A 14,393-nucleotide genomic window follows, 5' to 3' on the forward strand; every position below is an offset into this window, starting at 1 on the left:
CTGGCAGGAGAGTTATGACCCAACACGCGCGAAATTTTTCATTAAAAGTGCTCACCATTAATACCCATAAAGGCTTTACTGCGTTTAACCGCCGCTTTATTTTGCCCGAGCTGCGCGACGCGGTACGCACCGTTAGCGCCGATATCGTCTGCCTGCAAGAGGTGATGGGCGCGCATGAAGTCCATCCGTTACATGTGGAAAACTGGCCGGACACCACCCATTACGAATTCCTGGCCGATACCATGTGGAGCGATTACGCCTACGGGCGCAATGCGGTGTACCCGGAAGGGCATCATGGCAATGCGGTGCTCTCCCGCTTTCCGATTGAGCATTATGAAAACCGCGATGTCTCCGTTGGCGGCAGCGAAAAACGCGGCCTGCTTTACTGCCGGATTGTGCCGCCGGATCTTGGCCACGCCTTGCATGTGATTTGTGTCCACCTTGGGCTGCGGGAAGTGCACCGCCAGGCACAACTGACGATGCTGGCGGAGTGGGTCAATTCGCTTCCGGAAAACGAGCCGGTGGTAGTCGCAGGCGACTTTAACGACTGGCGGCAAAAAGCTAACCATCCTTTGAAAACGCAGGCCGGTCTGGAAGAGATCTTTACCCGTGCGCATGGCCGCCCAGCCCGCACGTTTCCGGTGAGCCTGCCGCTGCTGCGCCTCGATCGCATTTATGTGAAAAACGCGAACGCCAGCGCACCGACCGCGTTGCCGCTGCGTAACTGGCGTCATTTGTCCGATCATGCCCCACTGAGCGCGGAGATCCATCTATGAAATGTAGCTGGCGGGAAGGCAATCGCATTCAGTTGCTGGAAAATGGGGATAACTATTACCCCGCGCTGTTTGACGCCATCGACCATGCGCAGCAGCGCGTTATTCTGGAAACTTTTATCTGGTTTGAAGACGATGTTGGACGTCAGTTGCAGCAGGTGTTGTTGCGCGCCGCCCAGCGTGGGATCAGCATTGAAGTGTTGCTGGACGGCTACGGGTCGCCGGATCTGAGCGAGCCGTTTGTCAGTGCCTTGACCTCGGCGGGGGTGATTTTCCGTTACTACGATCCCGGCCCACGACTGTTCGGTATGCGCACCAATCTCTTTCGCCGCATGCACCGTAAAATCGTTGTAATCGACAACACGGTGGCGTTTGTTGGCGGCATTAACTACTCGGCAGAGCATGTCACCAGCTACGGCCCGGAAGCGAAGCAAGATTATGCCGTGCGGGTTGAAGGCCCGGTGGTGCTGGATATTTTACAATTTGAGCTGGAGAACCTGCCGGATAACGCGCCGGTTAAACGCTGGTGGCAGCGGCGACGTCATCGCCCGGAAGAAAACCGCAAACCGGGCGAAGCGCAGGCGCTCTTTGTCTGGCGCGACAACGATGACCACCGCGACGACATTGAACGCCACTATCTGAAAATGCTGGCGAACGCACGCCGCGAAGTGATTATCGCGAATGCCTACTTTTTCCCAGGCTACCGTTTGTTGCATGCCATGCGCAGCGCCGCCCGGCGCGGTGTCAGCGTAAAGCTGATTGTGCAGGGGGAACCGGATATGCCGATTGTGAAAGTCGGGGCGGAGCTGCTTTATAACTATCTGCTGAAAGGTGGCGTACAGGTGTATGAATATCGCCGCCGCCCGCTGCATGGCAAAGTGGCGCTAATGGACGATCACTGGGCCACTATCGGCTCCAGTAATCTTGACCCGTTGAGCCTGTCACTCAACCTTGAAGCCAATCTGATTATTCATGACCGCGTATTTAACCAGACACTGCGCGACAATTTGCAGGGGCTGATTGAAAACGACTGCGTGCGGGTGAATGAGTCCATGGCGCCAAAACGAACGTGGTGGAACCTCGGAAAAAGCGTGGTGGTGTTCCACTTTTTACGCCATTTCCCGGCGATGGTCGGCTGGTTACCGGCGCACACGCCAAGGCTGGCGGAGGTGGAGCCGCCCGTTCAGCCCGCAATCGAAACCCAGGATCGGGCTGAAGCGCAGCACTCAGGGGGGAAACCATGACATCACGCGCTCATTCCCGCTGGAAGCTGGCGAAAAGAGTCCTCACGGTGCTGTTCTTTATCGCCGTTGCGGTGCTGCTGGTGCTGTATGCACAAAAAGTGAACTGGGACGATGTGTGGAAAGTCATCCGCGACTACAACCGTACCGCGCTGCTGAGCGCCGTGGCGCTGGTAGTGATCAGTTACCTGCTGTATGGCTGCTACGACTTACTGGGCCGTGCTTACTGTGGGCACAAACTGGCAAAACGCCAGGTGATGCTGGTGTCGTTTATCTGTTATGCCTTTAACCTGACGCTCAGTACATGGGTGGGCGGCATCGGTATGCGCTACCGGCTTTACTCACGCCTTGGCCTGCCGGGCAGCACGATCACACGGATTTTCTCGTTGAGCATTACCACCAACTGGCTGGGCTACATTTTGCTCGGCGGGGTGATTTTTACCTTCGGCGTGGTGCAGATCCCGGCGCACTGGTATATCGACGACACGACGCTGCGCATTGTCGGCGTGGTGCTGTTGCTGGTGATAGCGGTCTACCTGTGGGGCTGCGCATTCGCCAAACGCCGTCATCTGACGATTAAAGGCCATAAGCTGGTGCTGCCATCGTGGAAATTTGCCGTTGCGCAGCTGACCATATCCAGCGCCAACTGGATAGCCATGGGGGCGATTATCTGGCTGCTGATGGGCATGCAGGCCGATTTCTTCTTCGTGCTTGGCGTGTTGCTGGTCAGCAGTATCGCGGGCGTGATTGTGCATATTCCGGCGGGCATCGGCGTGCTCGAAGCGGTGTTCATCGCCCTGCTCGCCAGTGAGCATGTATCACAAGGCATGATTATCGCCGCTCTACTCGCCTACCGCGTGCTTTACTACTTCTTGCCGCTGCTGCTGGCGCTGGTTTGCTACCTGTTGCTGGAGAGCCGGGCGAAAAAACTGCGGGCGAAAAACGAAAAAGCGATGGCACAGCAGTGAGTCTTTAGCGCGAGCTGGTGCCTGGCAAGAGATAGGTCAGCAGTTCCAGCGTTCTGAAAAACGCAGTGATTACCCCAAGCCAGATAGCCAGAGCACCACGGATCGCACCGCTCTGCACAGTGGTAAACTCGCGGGCGTAGAGCTCACGCGTGCTCACGGCGATGGACTTGCTTTTGTATGCGCTTACCGCGCTAAAGAACAGTACCGCCATTATGCTACCGAACCACAGCAGCAGACCGCTGTGACGCAGGCTGTTTACGGCTATCGCCAGTACCAGACCTGCCAGCGCCATCAGCCAGTAGTAACCGCTGCCGCACAGGGATGAACCGGCAAAATGGGCAATCGCAGCGCCAAGCAGATACATCCCGCCGGTAATCGCCAGGTGCACCACAATCCCGGCGAGCGGAAACAGGCTGGCGAGCAGCAAGCCCGAGAGGATACTCATCAGCGCCAGACCGGCTAACGCCGACCAGGCTTTGAAGCGGTCAAAAAGAACATTGAGCACAAATGCAGCAACAAACCAGAGGATCACCAGCAGCACAATAATCGCGCTGTGTTCGATAAACGCGGGGATCGCCATGACATCCAGCACCAGCCAGGCAGTTACGATACTTAGCGCCATCCCTGCCGCCAGCCATAAGCAAATATTGACCATCAGCTCAGTGGGCGCGACCTGTACAGGCTGGATCCAGCCAAAGGGTTTCACCGGGTTCTTCCTTGAAAATGGGCTATCCGTCAGGCAAAAAAATCCCGGCAAACGCCGGGATCGAGGAGTGGGATATTAACGACGGTTGCCGAAAATACGCAACAGCATCAGGAACAAGTTGATGAAGTCAAGGTACAGCGTCAGCGCGCCCAGGATAGTCGATTTACGCAGCTGTGATGCGTCACGAACATCGATTTGCTGACCGATATTTTTCAGCTTCTGCGTGTCGTAGGCGGTCAGGCCAACGAAAATCACCACACCGATATAGGTTACCGCCCACATCAGCGCTTCACTTTTCAGCCAGAAATTGACCAATGAGGCCAGCAGGATACCAATCAGCCCCATAAACAGCATGCTGCCCAGACCACTGAGATCGCGTTTGGTGGTGTAACCATACAGGCTCATCGCGCCAAACATCCCGGCGGTGACAACAAAGGTCGCGGCAATAGATTGCGCGGTGTAGACCAGCAGAATACTGGAAATCGTTAGCCCGGTTAGCGCTGAATAGAGCATAAACAGCGTAGTCGCCAGCCCAGCGCTTAGCTTATGAATCAGCCCGGAGAGCACAAACACCACCGCAAGTTGCGCAATTACCAGGCCAAAAAAGGTTATCTGGCTGGAAAAAACGAACGACATGATGGCTTCGCTGCGCGCGGCGTACCAGGCGACAAACGCCGTCAGCAGCAGGCCGCAGGTCATCCAGCCATAGACCTGCGCCATATACGTTTGTAAGCCGGTACGGCTTTGCTGAACAATTGAATCAGAACGAGGGAAACGGTCCATAATCACTCCAGATTGATGGGTTAGCCTTTTAAGGTTAACACATCCCTGCTCAACGGATTACCAACGTTTCGCCGCCTGCTTGTCACTGTCGCGGGCTTCCACCCAACGATCGCCTTCCGGCGTCGCTTCGCGTTTCCAGAAGGGCGCACGGGTTTTCAGGTAATCCATAATAAATTGCCCGGCTTCGAAAGCGCTGCTGCGGTGCGCGCTGGCTACGCCAACAAAGACAATTTCGTCGCCCGGCCACAATTCGCCCACGCGGTGATACACCGTGACGCGCCCAAGCGGCCAGCGGCTGCGCGCTTCATCAACGATTTCCGCCAGCGATTTTTCCGTCATGCCTGGATAATGTTCCAGCGTCAACGCACTGACGCTGTCACCTAAATTGTGATTGCGCACTTTGCCGGTAAACGTCACCACCGCGCCGTCTTCATCACGAGCGGCCAGCCAGGCGTACTCGTCACCGACGCTGAACGTTGCATGATCGACGCAAATTCGCGTTTCGCTCATTTCAGCCTCCGGTAACCGGCGGGAAGAAAGCGACTTCATCGCCGCTTTGCAACGGATGATCAAAACTGACCAGCGTCTGGTTGACCGCCGCCAGCAGTTTGCCCTCTTCCAGCGCCAGCGCCCAGCGCTCGCCTTGCGCGGCCAGATGCTGACGCAGCGCCTCCACCGAAGGGAAAACGGTATCGATGGTGGTGCTGTCGCAGCCGACCAGCTCGCGCACCTGTGCGAAAAAAAGGACTTTAATCATTGTCATCCGCCCTGAAATCACCTGATTTGCCGCCGCTTTTTGCCAGCAAGCGCACCGGGCCAATCACCATATCTTTCTGCACCGCTTTACACATATCGTAAATGGTTAACGCCGCGACCGAGGCCGCCGTGAGCGCTTCCATCTCCACGCCGGTTTTGCCGCTCAGGCGGCACACGGCTTCGATACGCACGCGGTTTTGTTCCGGCTGCGCCTGTAACAGCACTTCGACTTTGCTCAACAATAGCGGGTGGCACAGAGGGATCAGCTCCCAGGTGCGTTTCGCCGCCTGGATCCCGGCGATACGCGCGGTCGCAAAGACATCGCCTTTGTGATGGCTACCGTCGACGATCATCGCCAGCGTTTGCGCCGACATGGTGACGAACGCTTCAGCACGAGCTTCGCGGACGGTTTCCGTTTTGGCGGAGACATCCACCATGTGCGCTTCGCCGTCGGCATTAATATGGGTCAGTTGTGACATAACTTATTTCTTAAGATGGGGATGGAAATTACACGGGCGCGTGCGCGCATCCAGCTGCGGCGCAATGATATTTTCCCATGCGGTGCGACAGGCTTTGGTCGAACCGGGCATGGCAAAAATCAACGTTTTATTCGCCATACCGGCGACAGCGCGGGATTGCAGTGTCGCCGTGCCAATCTCTTCAAAAGAGAGCATGCGGAACACTTCGCCAAACCCTTCAACTTCGCGATCAAACAGCGGCAATAGCGCTTCCGGTGCCTGATCGCCTTCCGTCAAACCGGTGCCGCCGGTGATCAACACGACCTGCACATCATCGCTTGCGATCCACGCGGAAACCTGGGCACGAATGGCGTAACGGTTCTCTTTGACAATGGCTTTATCGACCAGTTGGTGACCGGCTTCATGCGCGGCGTCGCGCAGCCAGTGACCGGAAGTATCGTCTTCTTCACCGCGACGGCTGGAGACCGTCAAAATAGCTAGCCTGACCGGGATAAACTCAGCGCTGACCTGACTCATGTCATTCTCCTTGCGGTTTAACCGCCGATGTATGAAAGGTTTTGCGTAATGCCTGTATCGCCCTGATGCAGGAAGTGTGTCTGCTTTTTGTGCGTTAACGCCACGGCAATACGCTGTTCCAGCATTGTTTGCTGCGCATCGTCTTGCAGCAGATCGCGCAGATTCACGCCACCATCGCCAAACAGGCACAGATGCAATTTACCGGTCGAGGAGACGCGCAGGCGGTTGCAACTGGCGCAGAAATCTTTTTCATACGGCATGATAAGCCCTATTTCACCCTCATAATCCGGGTGGCAGAAAACCTGCGCCGGGCCGTCGCTGCGCTGACGCAATTGATGGATCCAACCACGTTTTAGCAGCGCATCGCGTAGCACCATGCCGGAAATATGATGGTTACGGAAAAGCTCGCTGCCCTCGCCGGTTTCCATCAGTTCAATAAAGCGTAGCTGGATGGGGCGCGATTTGATCCACGCCAGAAAGGTGTCGAGCTGATGGTGATTCACGTCGCGCATTAGCACGGTGTTGACTTTGACCTTGGTAAACCCGGCGCTGAAAGCAGCATCAATGCCATCCATTACCTGGCGGAATTTATCCTGCCCGGTAATGGCGTGAAACTGGCGCGCATCGAGGCTGTCGACGCTGACGTTGATGGCGGTAAGGCCAGCATCGCGCCACTCGGCAACGTCGCGCGCAAGGCGGTATCCATTGGTGGTGACGGCAATCTGGCGGATGTCGCTGTTTTCACGCACCGCCGCGATGATGTCGGCAAAATCGCGGCGCAGGGAGGGTTCCCCACCGGTCAGGCGCACTTTCTCTGTGCCCATGGCGCTAAACGCGCGCGTAACCCGGCGAATTTCCTCGACGCTCAGGAAGCCATTATTGTTGACGCCGCTCGGCTTGTAGCCGTCGGGCAGACAGTATGTGCAACGAAAATTGCACACATCAGTGATCGACAAACGCAAGTAATAGAACTTACGCGCGAACGCATCGGTAAGTTGTGAGGCCATGTACACCTTTCCAAGTACGGGAGATGCAGTCATTTCTTTCTGCACCCTGGCAGCGAAACCATTCGGTTTTGCTACGGCCAAAGCACCATGTCGTGAGAGTTAGGTTGCTTAGGCTTGAGTGTATGTTTTGTCAGTAACGCTAAAATTGCTTAGGCGATAGTAGCGCGATCGTCGGGCTTTCGCCATCACGATCACCGCTATATAAACACATACATAGCGACATGATCGTGCACTTTCGCAACAGAGTACGCGAAAATCGCCTTTTTGCTTTGATATGCGTCATTTTACTCTCTGCGCGGCATCGTCTTTTAGTGGTATTTAGGCTAACGTAGCGCGGTAAATTTTCTTAAGGAACCATTATGCGTAATCGCACACTTGCAGACCTGGATCGTGTTGTCGCCCTCGGTGGCGGACATGGCCTCGGGCGTGTGATGTCTTCGCTTGCATCGTTGGGATCGCGGCTTACCGGCATTGTCACCACCACCGATAACGGCGGTTCAACCGGGCGTATTCGCCGCTCTGAAGGCGGAATTGCCTGGGGCGATATGCGTAATTGTTTAAACCAGCTCATTACCGAACCGAGTGTGGCGTCTGCCATGTTTGAATACCGTTTTAGCGGTAATGGCGAACTTTCCGGGCATAACCTTGGAAATTTAATGTTAAAGGCGCTCGATCACCTCAGTGTGCGGCCTCTGGAAGCCATCAATTTAATTCGAAATTTATTAAAGGTGGACGCGTTTTTAATCCCGATGTCTGAGCAACCTGTCGATTTGATGGCCACCGACAGTGAAGGACATCCGGTTTATGGCGAAGTCAATATTGACCAGCTTCATGCGCCAATCCAGGAATTAATGCTGTTTCCGAAGGTGCATGCAACTCGCGAAGCGGTACAGGCAATTGCAGAAGCGGATTTGATTATCATTGGCCCTGGCAGCTTTTACACCAGCCTGCTGCCGCTGCTGCTGCTGGACGATCTGGCGCAGGCATTACGCCGGACACCCGCACCGGTAGTTTATATTGGTAACCTCGGTAAAGAACTCAGCCCGGCCGCCGCCAGCCTGACGCTGGCAGACAAACTGGCAATTATGGAGCAGTATGTCGGCAAAAAAATCATCGATGCCGCCATTGTTGGCCCAAAAGTCGACACGCAGGCCGTTAGCGATAGGTTAATCATTCAGGAAGTGCTGGAAGCCAGCGACATTCCCTACCGCCACGACAGACATCTGTTGCGCGTTGCGCTAGAGAAAGCAGTGCAACATCTGGGTTAAGACGCGGGCGAGGGAATTTTCTCTCGCCCCAGCGCTTTGCTTAATTTCTTAAGGTTGTCTTAAAAAACGGCTGTCAGCATAGCGCTACTTTCATTGCAGGATCTGTCTATGCGTATGCTTCATCTTCGTCGGCCAACCTTAAGCCGTCTACATTTTATTCTGATCTTTGCGGCTTATATTGCGCTGGGCCTGAATATTGCGTTTTATCACCAGGCATTCACTTTATTGCCGGTGAACTCATTGCATAGCTGGCTGGTTTTTCTCTCCATGCCGCTGGTCGCTTTCAGCGTTATTAATATTGTGCTGTCTCTGGCGTCGTTTGTGCGTCTTGATCGCCTGGTTATCTCACTCTTTGTGCTGGTGAGTTCGGCGGCACAGTATTTCATTTCGACGTTTGGCATCATTATCGATCGTTCGATGATCACCAATATTCTCGACACCACCCCAGCGGAAAGTTTCGCCCTGCTGTCGACTAAATTGGTGCTGACGCTGCTGCTGACAGGCATTCTGGCAGTGGTTATCGCCTGGTGGATTAATATTAAACCCGCCCGTTCAGCGTTACGCAGCGTGATGTTGCGCGTTGCCAGCATCATTATTTCTGTGCTGATTATCGTGGCAGTCGCGTTGTTGTTTTATAAAGATTACGCCTCGCTGTTTCGCAATAATAAAGAGCTGGTGAAATCACTCAGCCCGTCAAACTCAATTACTGCTTCACTGTCGTGGTATTCCCATAATCGCACCGCCAATCTGCCACTGGTACGCATTGGCGAAGATGCGCGTCAACGCCCTGAAATGCAGCACGGTGCGCGTAAAAACCTCACCATTCTGGTGCTGGGTGAAACCTCGCGCGCGGCAAACTTTTCGCTCGGCGGGTATGAGCGTGAAACCAACCCGTTGTTAAAACAAGATAACGTCATCTACTTCCCGAACACCGCTTCCTGTGGAACCGCGACCGCCGTCTCCGTGCCGTGCATGTTTTCCGGCATGCCGCGCGCTCACTATGACGATCAACTGGCGGCGCATCAGGAAGGGTTGCTGGATATTATTCAACGTGCGGGCGTCAATGTGTTGTGGAATGAAAACGATGGCGGCTGTAAAGGCGCATGCGATCGTGTTCCGCACCAGGATATGACGCAATTAAACTTGCCGGATTACTGTATTAAAGGCGAATGCCAGGATGAGATTTTATTCCACGATCTCGCCAGTTATATCGATAAATTACAGGGTGACGGGCTGATTGTATTACACACCATCGGCAGCCACGGGCCGACGTATTACAACCGCTACCCGGCGCAGTTCCGTAAGTTTACACCGACCTGTGATACCAATGAAATTCAGACCTGCTCACAGCAGCAGCTGATTAATACCTATGACAACACCATTTTGTACGTCGATTATATTGTTGATAAAGCGATAAAATTGCTGCAATCGAAGCAGGATAAATTTACCACCAGCCTGGTTTATCTCTCCGATCACGGTGAGTCGCTTGGCGAAAATGGCGTTTACTTGCACGGCCTGCCGTACTCCATCGCGCCGGAAACACAAAAACATGTTCCGCTGCTGATTTGGCTGTCGCAGGAGTATGAAACGCGCTATGGCGTGAACAGTCAGTGTCTGCAAAAAAATGCGCGGGAGAAGGCGATTTCACAGGACAACCTCTTCCCGACGATGTTGGGTATACTGGGTGTCAGCACAAAAGAGTACCGTGCTGAAGACGATCTGTTAACCGCGTGTCGGGGGCAGTTGAAATGAAAATTCTGGTGGTTGAAGACGATGCTCTGCTGTTGCAGGGGTTGATTCTGGCGATGCAAAGCGAAGGGTACGCCTGCGATGGCGTTTCTACCGCGCATGAAGCTGCGCTGTGTCTGGCGAACGGTCATTACAGCCTGCTGGTGCTCGATTTGGGTCTGCCGGATGAAGACGGTTTACATCTGCTCACCCGTCTGCGCCGCGAAAAATATACGCTGCCGGTATTGATCCTCACCGCCCGCGATACGCTTGAAGATCGCGTTGCGGGGCTGGATACCGGGGCAGACGACTACCTGGTCAAACCCTTTGCGCTGGACGAGCTGAACGCCCGCATTCGCGCGCTGCTGCGCCGCCATAATAACCAGGGCGATAACGAAATCAGCCACGGTAATCTGACGCTGAATGTAACCCGCCGCCAGGCGTGGCTGGATGAACAGTTGCTGGAGCTGACCCCGAAAGAGTACGCCCTGCTGTCGCGCCTGATGCTAAAAGCCGAAAGCCCGGTACACCGGGAGATCCTCTATAACGATATTTACAACTGGGATAACGAACCGTCGACGAATACGCTGGAAGTACATATCCATAATTTGCGCGACAAAATCGGCAAATCGCGCATCCGTACCGTACGTGGGTTTGGCTATATGCTGGTGCAACCGCAGGAACGGAGCTGATTGATGGCGCTCTTCAATTTCAGGCGCTGGAGCATGCGCCGCCGTTTGTTACTCACCATCGGTGGCATTCTGGTGTTTTGCCAGTTAGTTAGCGTGTTCTGGCTGTGGCATGAAAGCGAAGAGCAAATCCAGTTACTGGTACAGGCAGCCATTCATAACCACAACAATCGCAAACATATCGAGCATGAAGTCCGCGAAGCGGTGGCCAGCCTGCTGGTGCCAAGCCTGCTGATCATCGGCCTGGCGTTGCTGCTCTGTATGCAGGCGGTAAAAGCCATTACCCGCCCGCTGCTTGAGTTGCAGGAAGAGCTGAATAAACGTACACCAAACAACCTGCAACCCATCACGTTGAACAATAGCGTCAGCGAAGTGGAAGCTGTTACCTCATCGATTAATGAGCTGGTCTCCCGCCTGACGCTAACCCTCGACAGAGAACGGTTGTTCACCGCCGACGTTGCCCATGAGCTGCGCACACCGCTGGCGGGGTTACGTCTGCATCTGGAATTGATGGCGAAAACCAGCGGTATCAACGTCGACCCGCTGGTACAGCGCCTTGAACAAATGACGGAAAACATTGCCCAGCTGTTGCTGCTGGCGCGCGTCGGGCAGTCTTTCTCCGCTGGCAGCTATCAGCAAGTGATGCTGTTGCAGGATGTTGTTCAACCAATTCGTAGTGAGCTGGAAAACATGCTGACCGCGCGCGAACAGAGGCTGGAAATCGCAGAGCCAGAAAGTGACATTGCGGTCGCCGGGGATGCCACGCTGCTGCGGCTGCTGGTGAGAAACCTGGTGGAAAACGCGCACCGCTATAGCCCAGCAGGATCGGCGATTACCGTGCGTATCGAAAACGCTGCCACACCGGTACTTGCGATAGAAGATGAAGGACCAGGCATTGATGAAAGCCGCAGCGGAGAGCTCAGTAAAGCCTTCGTACGCATGGACAGCCGCTATGGCGGCGCAGGTCTGGGATTAAGCATTGTGTCGCGTATCGCGCAACTGCATGATGCGCAGTTCTTTTTACACAATCGGCTGACACAGTCTGGCGTGCGGGCGTGGGTTAAATTTCTCCCGGCTGCTCGCCAGGTATAAATCAATAAGTCAGCACCCAAAGATGGGCAAACCCAATGACTAACGCCAGCGCGAAAGCGACGGCAAAAAATTCACGAACCTTAAATTGCTGCATCAGATTGCCCTCCAGAATACCGGTGGGCAGTGTGTCAGGCGTAGGTTAAGCCAACATTAAGAGAGCCCTAACCGGCTCTCTTTTTTGTTATTTTGTGCGATCAAATTACCTGAAGAGATTACGATGCGGCAATAAATAGCTCGCGCAGCTGGTGCAGCTGGTCGCGCACTTTCGCCGCCTCTTCAAACTCCAGGTTCTGCGCATGTTGCATCATCTGGCCTTCCAGCTCGTGGATTTTCTGCTGCAGCGCTTTCGGCGTGAGCGCCAGTTCAGCAGCTTCCACCTGAGCAGGGGTGCGCGCTTTGCCACGCCCTTTCGCGCGCGTCTTCGCCAGCCCTTCGCCAAGCGCAAGAATATCCACCACTTTCTTGTTCAGACCTTGCGGCGTAATACCGTGCTCTTCGTTATATTGCTGCTGTTTTTCACGACGGCGCTCGGTTTCGCCAATCGCTTTCGCCATTGACGGCGTGATCCTGTCGCCATAAAGAATGGCTTTACCGTTAATGTTACGTGCGGCGCGGCCAATGGTCTGGATAAGCGAACGCTCGGAACGCAGGAACCCCTCTTTGTCGGCATCCAGAATCGCCACCAGCGACACTTCCGGCATATCCAGCCCCTCACGTAGCAAGTTGATGCCGACCAGCACGTCGAACTCGCCAAGGCGCAAATCGCGGATAATCTCCATACGTTCAACGGTGTCGATATCCGAGTGCAGATAACGTACCCGCTCGCCATGCTCTTCCAGATATTCCGTAAGATCTTCCGCCATGCGTTTGGTCAGCGTCGTGACCAAAACACGTTCATTAATCGCGGCGCGCAGGCGAATTTCAGAAAGCAGATCGTCCACCTGAGTCGCCACCGGGCGCACTTCAATCACCGGATCGAGCAGGCCAGTCGGGCGCACCACTTGATCAATCACTTCGCTGCCTGATTTCTCCAGCTCGTAATTACCTGGCGTCGCCGAAACATAAATCGACTGCGGTGCCAGCGCTTCAAACTCTTCAAATTTTAACGGCCGGTTATCCAGCGCCGACGGCAGGCGGAAACCATATTCCACCAGCGTCTCTTTACGCGCGCGGTCGCCGCGATACATCCCGCCAATCTGCGGAATGGTAACGTGTGATTCGTCGATCACCAGCAGACCATCAGCAGGCAAGTAGTCGAACAGCGTCGGCGGCGGCTCGCCCGGCCCACGACCGGAAAGATAGCGCGAGTAGTTTTCAATCCCCGAGCAGTAGCCCAGCTCGTTCATCATCTCCAGGTCGAACTGAGTACGCTGGCTGAGCCGCTGCTCTTCCAGCAGTTTATTATTGGCCAGCAGCGACTTACGGCGTTCAGCCAGCTCAACTTTGATCTCTTCCATCGCCTGCACGATACGCTCGCGTGGCGTCACGTAGTGCGTTTTCGGGTAGATGGTGAAACGCTGGATGCCCGATTCAATATGACCGGTCAGCGGATCGAATAGCGACAGCCGTTCAACTTCTTCATCGAATAATTCGATACGCAGCGCCAGATCGTCAGATTCCGCCGGGAACACATCGATAACTTCGCCACGCACGCGGAAAGTGCCGCGCTGGAACGCCTGATCGTTGCGGGTATATTGCAGCTCCGTCAGGCGGCGCAGGATCGCGCGCTGATCGATGATCATGCCCTTAGTCAGGTGCAGCATCATTTTCAGGTAGAGGTCCGGATCGCCCAGACCGTAGATGGCAGAGACGGATGCCACCACAATCACATCGCGACGCTCCAGTAACGCCTTCGTTGCTGACAGACGCATCTGCTCGATATGTTCATTCACCGAGGCATCTTTTTCGATAAAGGTGTCGGAACTTGGGACATACGCTTCCGGCTGGTAGTAATCGTAGTAAGAGACGAAATACTCCACCGCGTTATCCGGGAAGAACTCTTTCATTTCACCATACAGCTGCGCAGCCAGCGTTTTATTCGGTGCCAGCACCATTGTTGGGCGCTGGAGATCGGCAATCACATTAGCAACGGTGAATGTCTTCCCTGAACCCGTCACCCCGAGCAGCGTCTGGTGCGCAAGGCCGTCTTCCAGACCTTCCTTGAGGCGGCGGATAGCTTCAGGCTGATCGCCGGAAGGACGAAAAGCGGAATTCAGTTTGAACGGTTTACTCATGAACGGCTACCTGATGAAGGAATGAGCGGGCAGGTAACACATTTTACTCACCCTGTTCACTTTTGCCAATAAATAACACTGGATGAAAAAACAGTAGCGAAATAGGCAATCTGTTCTACTCCCCGTTAGGGCGTCGCTTCTCCCCTCAAATTT

15 protein-coding genes and 1 riboswitch are annotated in these 14,393 nt (G+C 54.7%); of the genes, 7 read left to right on the forward strand and 8 right to left on the reverse strand.

The window, feature by feature from the left end:
* Positions 1–14 precede the first annotated feature (14 nt).
* From ACFX4O_RS02020 to ACFX4O_RS02030, 3 genes are read left to right on the forward strand one after another with little or no spacing between them, the layout of a single operon-like run.
* On the forward strand, positions 15–776 hold the full coding sequence (locus ACFX4O_RS02020; protein ID WP_380206934.1) for an endonuclease/exonuclease/phosphatase family protein: 762 nt from the start codon (positions 15–17) through the stop codon (positions 774–776).
* On the forward strand, positions 773–2,017 hold the full coding sequence (clsB, locus tag ACFX4O_RS02025; RefSeq protein ID WP_380206936.1) for a cardiolipin synthase ClsB: 1,245 nt from the start codon (positions 773–775) through the stop codon (positions 2,015–2,017). The genes ACFX4O_RS02020 and clsB overlap by 4 nt, the downstream gene beginning before the upstream one ends.
* Positions 2,014–2,982: a lysylphosphatidylglycerol synthase domain-containing protein gene (locus ACFX4O_RS02030; protein WP_380206938.1), complete on the forward strand. Its 969-nt coding sequence runs from the start codon at positions 2,014–2,016 to the stop codon at positions 2,980–2,982. The genes clsB and ACFX4O_RS02030 overlap by 4 nt, the downstream gene beginning before the upstream one ends.
* 4 nt (positions 2,983–2,986) lie before the next feature.
* Here the strand turns inward: ACFX4O_RS02030 and ACFX4O_RS02035 are convergent, their stop codons facing one another.
* From ACFX4O_RS02035 to moaA, 7 genes are all read right to left on the reverse strand, one after another.
* Positions 2,987–3,688: a Bax inhibitor-1 family protein gene (locus tag ACFX4O_RS02035; RefSeq protein WP_380206940.1), complete on the reverse strand. Its 702-nt coding sequence runs from the start codon at positions 3,686–3,688 to the stop codon at positions 2,987–2,989.
* A 75-nt stretch (positions 3,689–3,763) separates the two neighbouring features.
* Entirely contained in the window at positions 3,764–4,471 is a 708-nt protein-coding gene (locus ACFX4O_RS02040; protein ID WP_380206942.1) for a Bax inhibitor-1 family protein, read from the reverse strand.
* A gap of 57 nt (positions 4,472–4,528) precedes the next feature.
* Positions 4,529–4,981: a molybdopterin synthase catalytic subunit MoaE gene (gene moaE / locus ACFX4O_RS02045; RefSeq protein ID WP_131406347.1), complete on the reverse strand. Its 453-nt coding sequence runs from the start codon at positions 4,979–4,981 to the stop codon at positions 4,529–4,531.
* A gap of 1 nt (position 4,982) precedes the next feature.
* Positions 4,983–5,228: a molybdopterin synthase sulfur carrier subunit gene (moaD, locus tag ACFX4O_RS02050; RefSeq protein ID WP_380206944.1), complete on the reverse strand. Its 246-nt coding sequence runs from the start codon at positions 5,226–5,228 to the stop codon at positions 4,983–4,985.
* Entirely contained in the window at positions 5,221–5,706 is a 486-nt protein-coding gene (gene moaC, locus ACFX4O_RS02055) for a cyclic pyranopterin monophosphate synthase MoaC (protein WP_380206946.1), read from the reverse strand. Before moaC ends, moaD begins: the two co-directional genes overlap by 8 nt.
* 3 nt (positions 5,707–5,709) lie before the next feature.
* Complete coding sequence (gene moaB, locus ACFX4O_RS02060) at positions 5,710–6,222, reverse strand: molybdenum cofactor biosynthesis protein B (RefSeq protein ID WP_131406344.1); 513 nt, start codon at positions 6,220–6,222, stop codon at positions 5,710–5,712.
* 17 nt (positions 6,223–6,239) lie between these two features.
* A complete protein-coding gene (moaA, locus tag ACFX4O_RS02065) occupies positions 6,240–7,229 on the reverse strand; it encodes a GTP 3',8-cyclase MoaA (RefSeq protein WP_380206949.1) in 990 nt (329 codons plus the stop codon).
* Positions 7,217–7,362: riboswitch (molybdenum cofactor riboswitch) on the reverse strand. (Overlaps the previous gene by 13 nt.)
* Positions 7,363–7,588: 226 nt before the next feature.
* On the opposite strand from moaA, the gene yvcK reads away from it, so the two are divergent.
* The 4 genes from yvcK (at position 7,589) to pmrB (ending at position 12,006) form a co-directional block, all read left to right on the forward strand.
* Complete coding sequence (yvcK, locus tag ACFX4O_RS02070) at positions 7,589–8,497, forward strand: uridine diphosphate-N-acetylglucosamine-binding protein YvcK (protein WP_131406342.1); 909 nt, start codon at positions 7,589–7,591, stop codon at positions 8,495–8,497.
* 108 nt (positions 8,498–8,605) lie between these two features.
* Positions 8,606–10,249, forward strand: coding sequence for a phosphoethanolamine transferase EptA (gene eptA / locus ACFX4O_RS02075; protein WP_380206951.1), 1,644 nt, complete (start codon positions 8,606–8,608; stop codon positions 10,247–10,249).
* Positions 10,246–10,917, forward strand: coding sequence for a two-component system response regulator PmrA (pmrA, locus tag ACFX4O_RS02080; RefSeq protein ID WP_017455988.1), 672 nt, complete (start codon positions 10,246–10,248; stop codon positions 10,915–10,917). Before eptA ends, pmrA begins: the two co-directional genes overlap by 4 nt.
* 3 nt (positions 10,918–10,920) lie before the next feature.
* Positions 10,921–12,006 carry a two-component system sensor histidine kinase PmrB gene (gene pmrB / locus ACFX4O_RS02085; protein ID WP_380206953.1) on the forward strand — a complete coding sequence of 362 codons (1,086 nt, stop codon included), beginning with the start codon at positions 10,921–10,923 and terminating at the stop codon, positions 12,004–12,006.
* Positions 12,007–12,218: 212 nt separating this feature from the next.
* On the opposite strand, the gene uvrB is transcribed toward pmrB, so the two are convergent.
* A complete protein-coding gene (gene uvrB / locus ACFX4O_RS02090; RefSeq protein WP_131406339.1) occupies positions 12,219–14,240 on the reverse strand; it encodes an excinuclease ABC subunit UvrB in 2,022 nt (673 codons plus the stop codon).
* Positions 14,241–14,393 lie beyond the last annotated feature (153 nt).

Origin of the sequence: Kosakonia sp. YIM B13571, from assembly GCF_042788095.1 — a bacterium.
Classification (GTDB): Bacteria; Pseudomonadota; Gammaproteobacteria; order Enterobacterales; family Enterobacteriaceae; genus Kosakonia; species Kosakonia quasisacchari.

Coding starts and splice junctions, on each gene's coding strand:
- moaC (WP_380206946.1), bottom strand. CDS start 5,706: ATGTCACAACTGACCCATATTAATGCCGACGGCGAAGCGCACATGGTG.
- moaA (WP_380206949.1), bottom strand. CDS start 7,229: ATGGCCTCACAACTTACCGATGCGTTCGCGCGTAAGTTCTATTACTTG.
- moaB (WP_131406344.1), bottom strand. CDS start 6,222: ATGAGTCAGGTCAGCGCTGAGTTTATCCCGGTCAGGCTAGCTATTTTG.
- pmrA (WP_017455988.1), top strand. CDS start 10,246: ATGAAAATTCTGGTGGTTGAAGACGATGCTCTGCTGTTGCAGGGGTTG.
- moaD (WP_380206944.1), bottom strand. CDS start 5,228: ATGATTAAAGTCCTTTTTTTCGCACAGGTGCGCGAGCTGGTCGGCTGC.
- yvcK (WP_131406342.1), top strand. CDS start 7,589: ATGCGTAATCGCACACTTGCAGACCTGGATCGTGTTGTCGCCCTCGGT.
- ACFX4O_RS02040 (WP_380206942.1), bottom strand. CDS start 4,471: ATGGACCGTTTCCCTCGTTCTGATTCAATTGTTCAGCAAAGCCGTACC.
- ACFX4O_RS02020 (WP_380206934.1), top strand. CDS start 15: ATGACCCAACACGCGCGAAATTTTTCATTAAAAGTGCTCACCATTAAT.
- clsB (WP_380206936.1), top strand. CDS start 773: ATGAAATGTAGCTGGCGGGAAGGCAATCGCATTCAGTTGCTGGAAAAT.
- ACFX4O_RS02030 (WP_380206938.1), top strand. CDS start 2,014: ATGACATCACGCGCTCATTCCCGCTGGAAGCTGGCGAAAAGAGTCCTC.
- pmrB (WP_380206953.1), top strand. CDS start 10,921: ATGGCGCTCTTCAATTTCAGGCGCTGGAGCATGCGCCGCCGTTTGTTA.
- eptA (WP_380206951.1), top strand. CDS start 8,606: ATGCGTATGCTTCATCTTCGTCGGCCAACCTTAAGCCGTCTACATTTT.
- uvrB (WP_131406339.1), bottom strand. CDS start 14,240: ATGAGTAAACCGTTCAAACTGAATTCCGCTTTTCGTCCTTCCGGCGAT.
- moaE (WP_131406347.1), bottom strand. CDS start 4,981: ATGAGCGAAACGCGAATTTGCGTCGATCATGCAACGTTCAGCGTCGGT.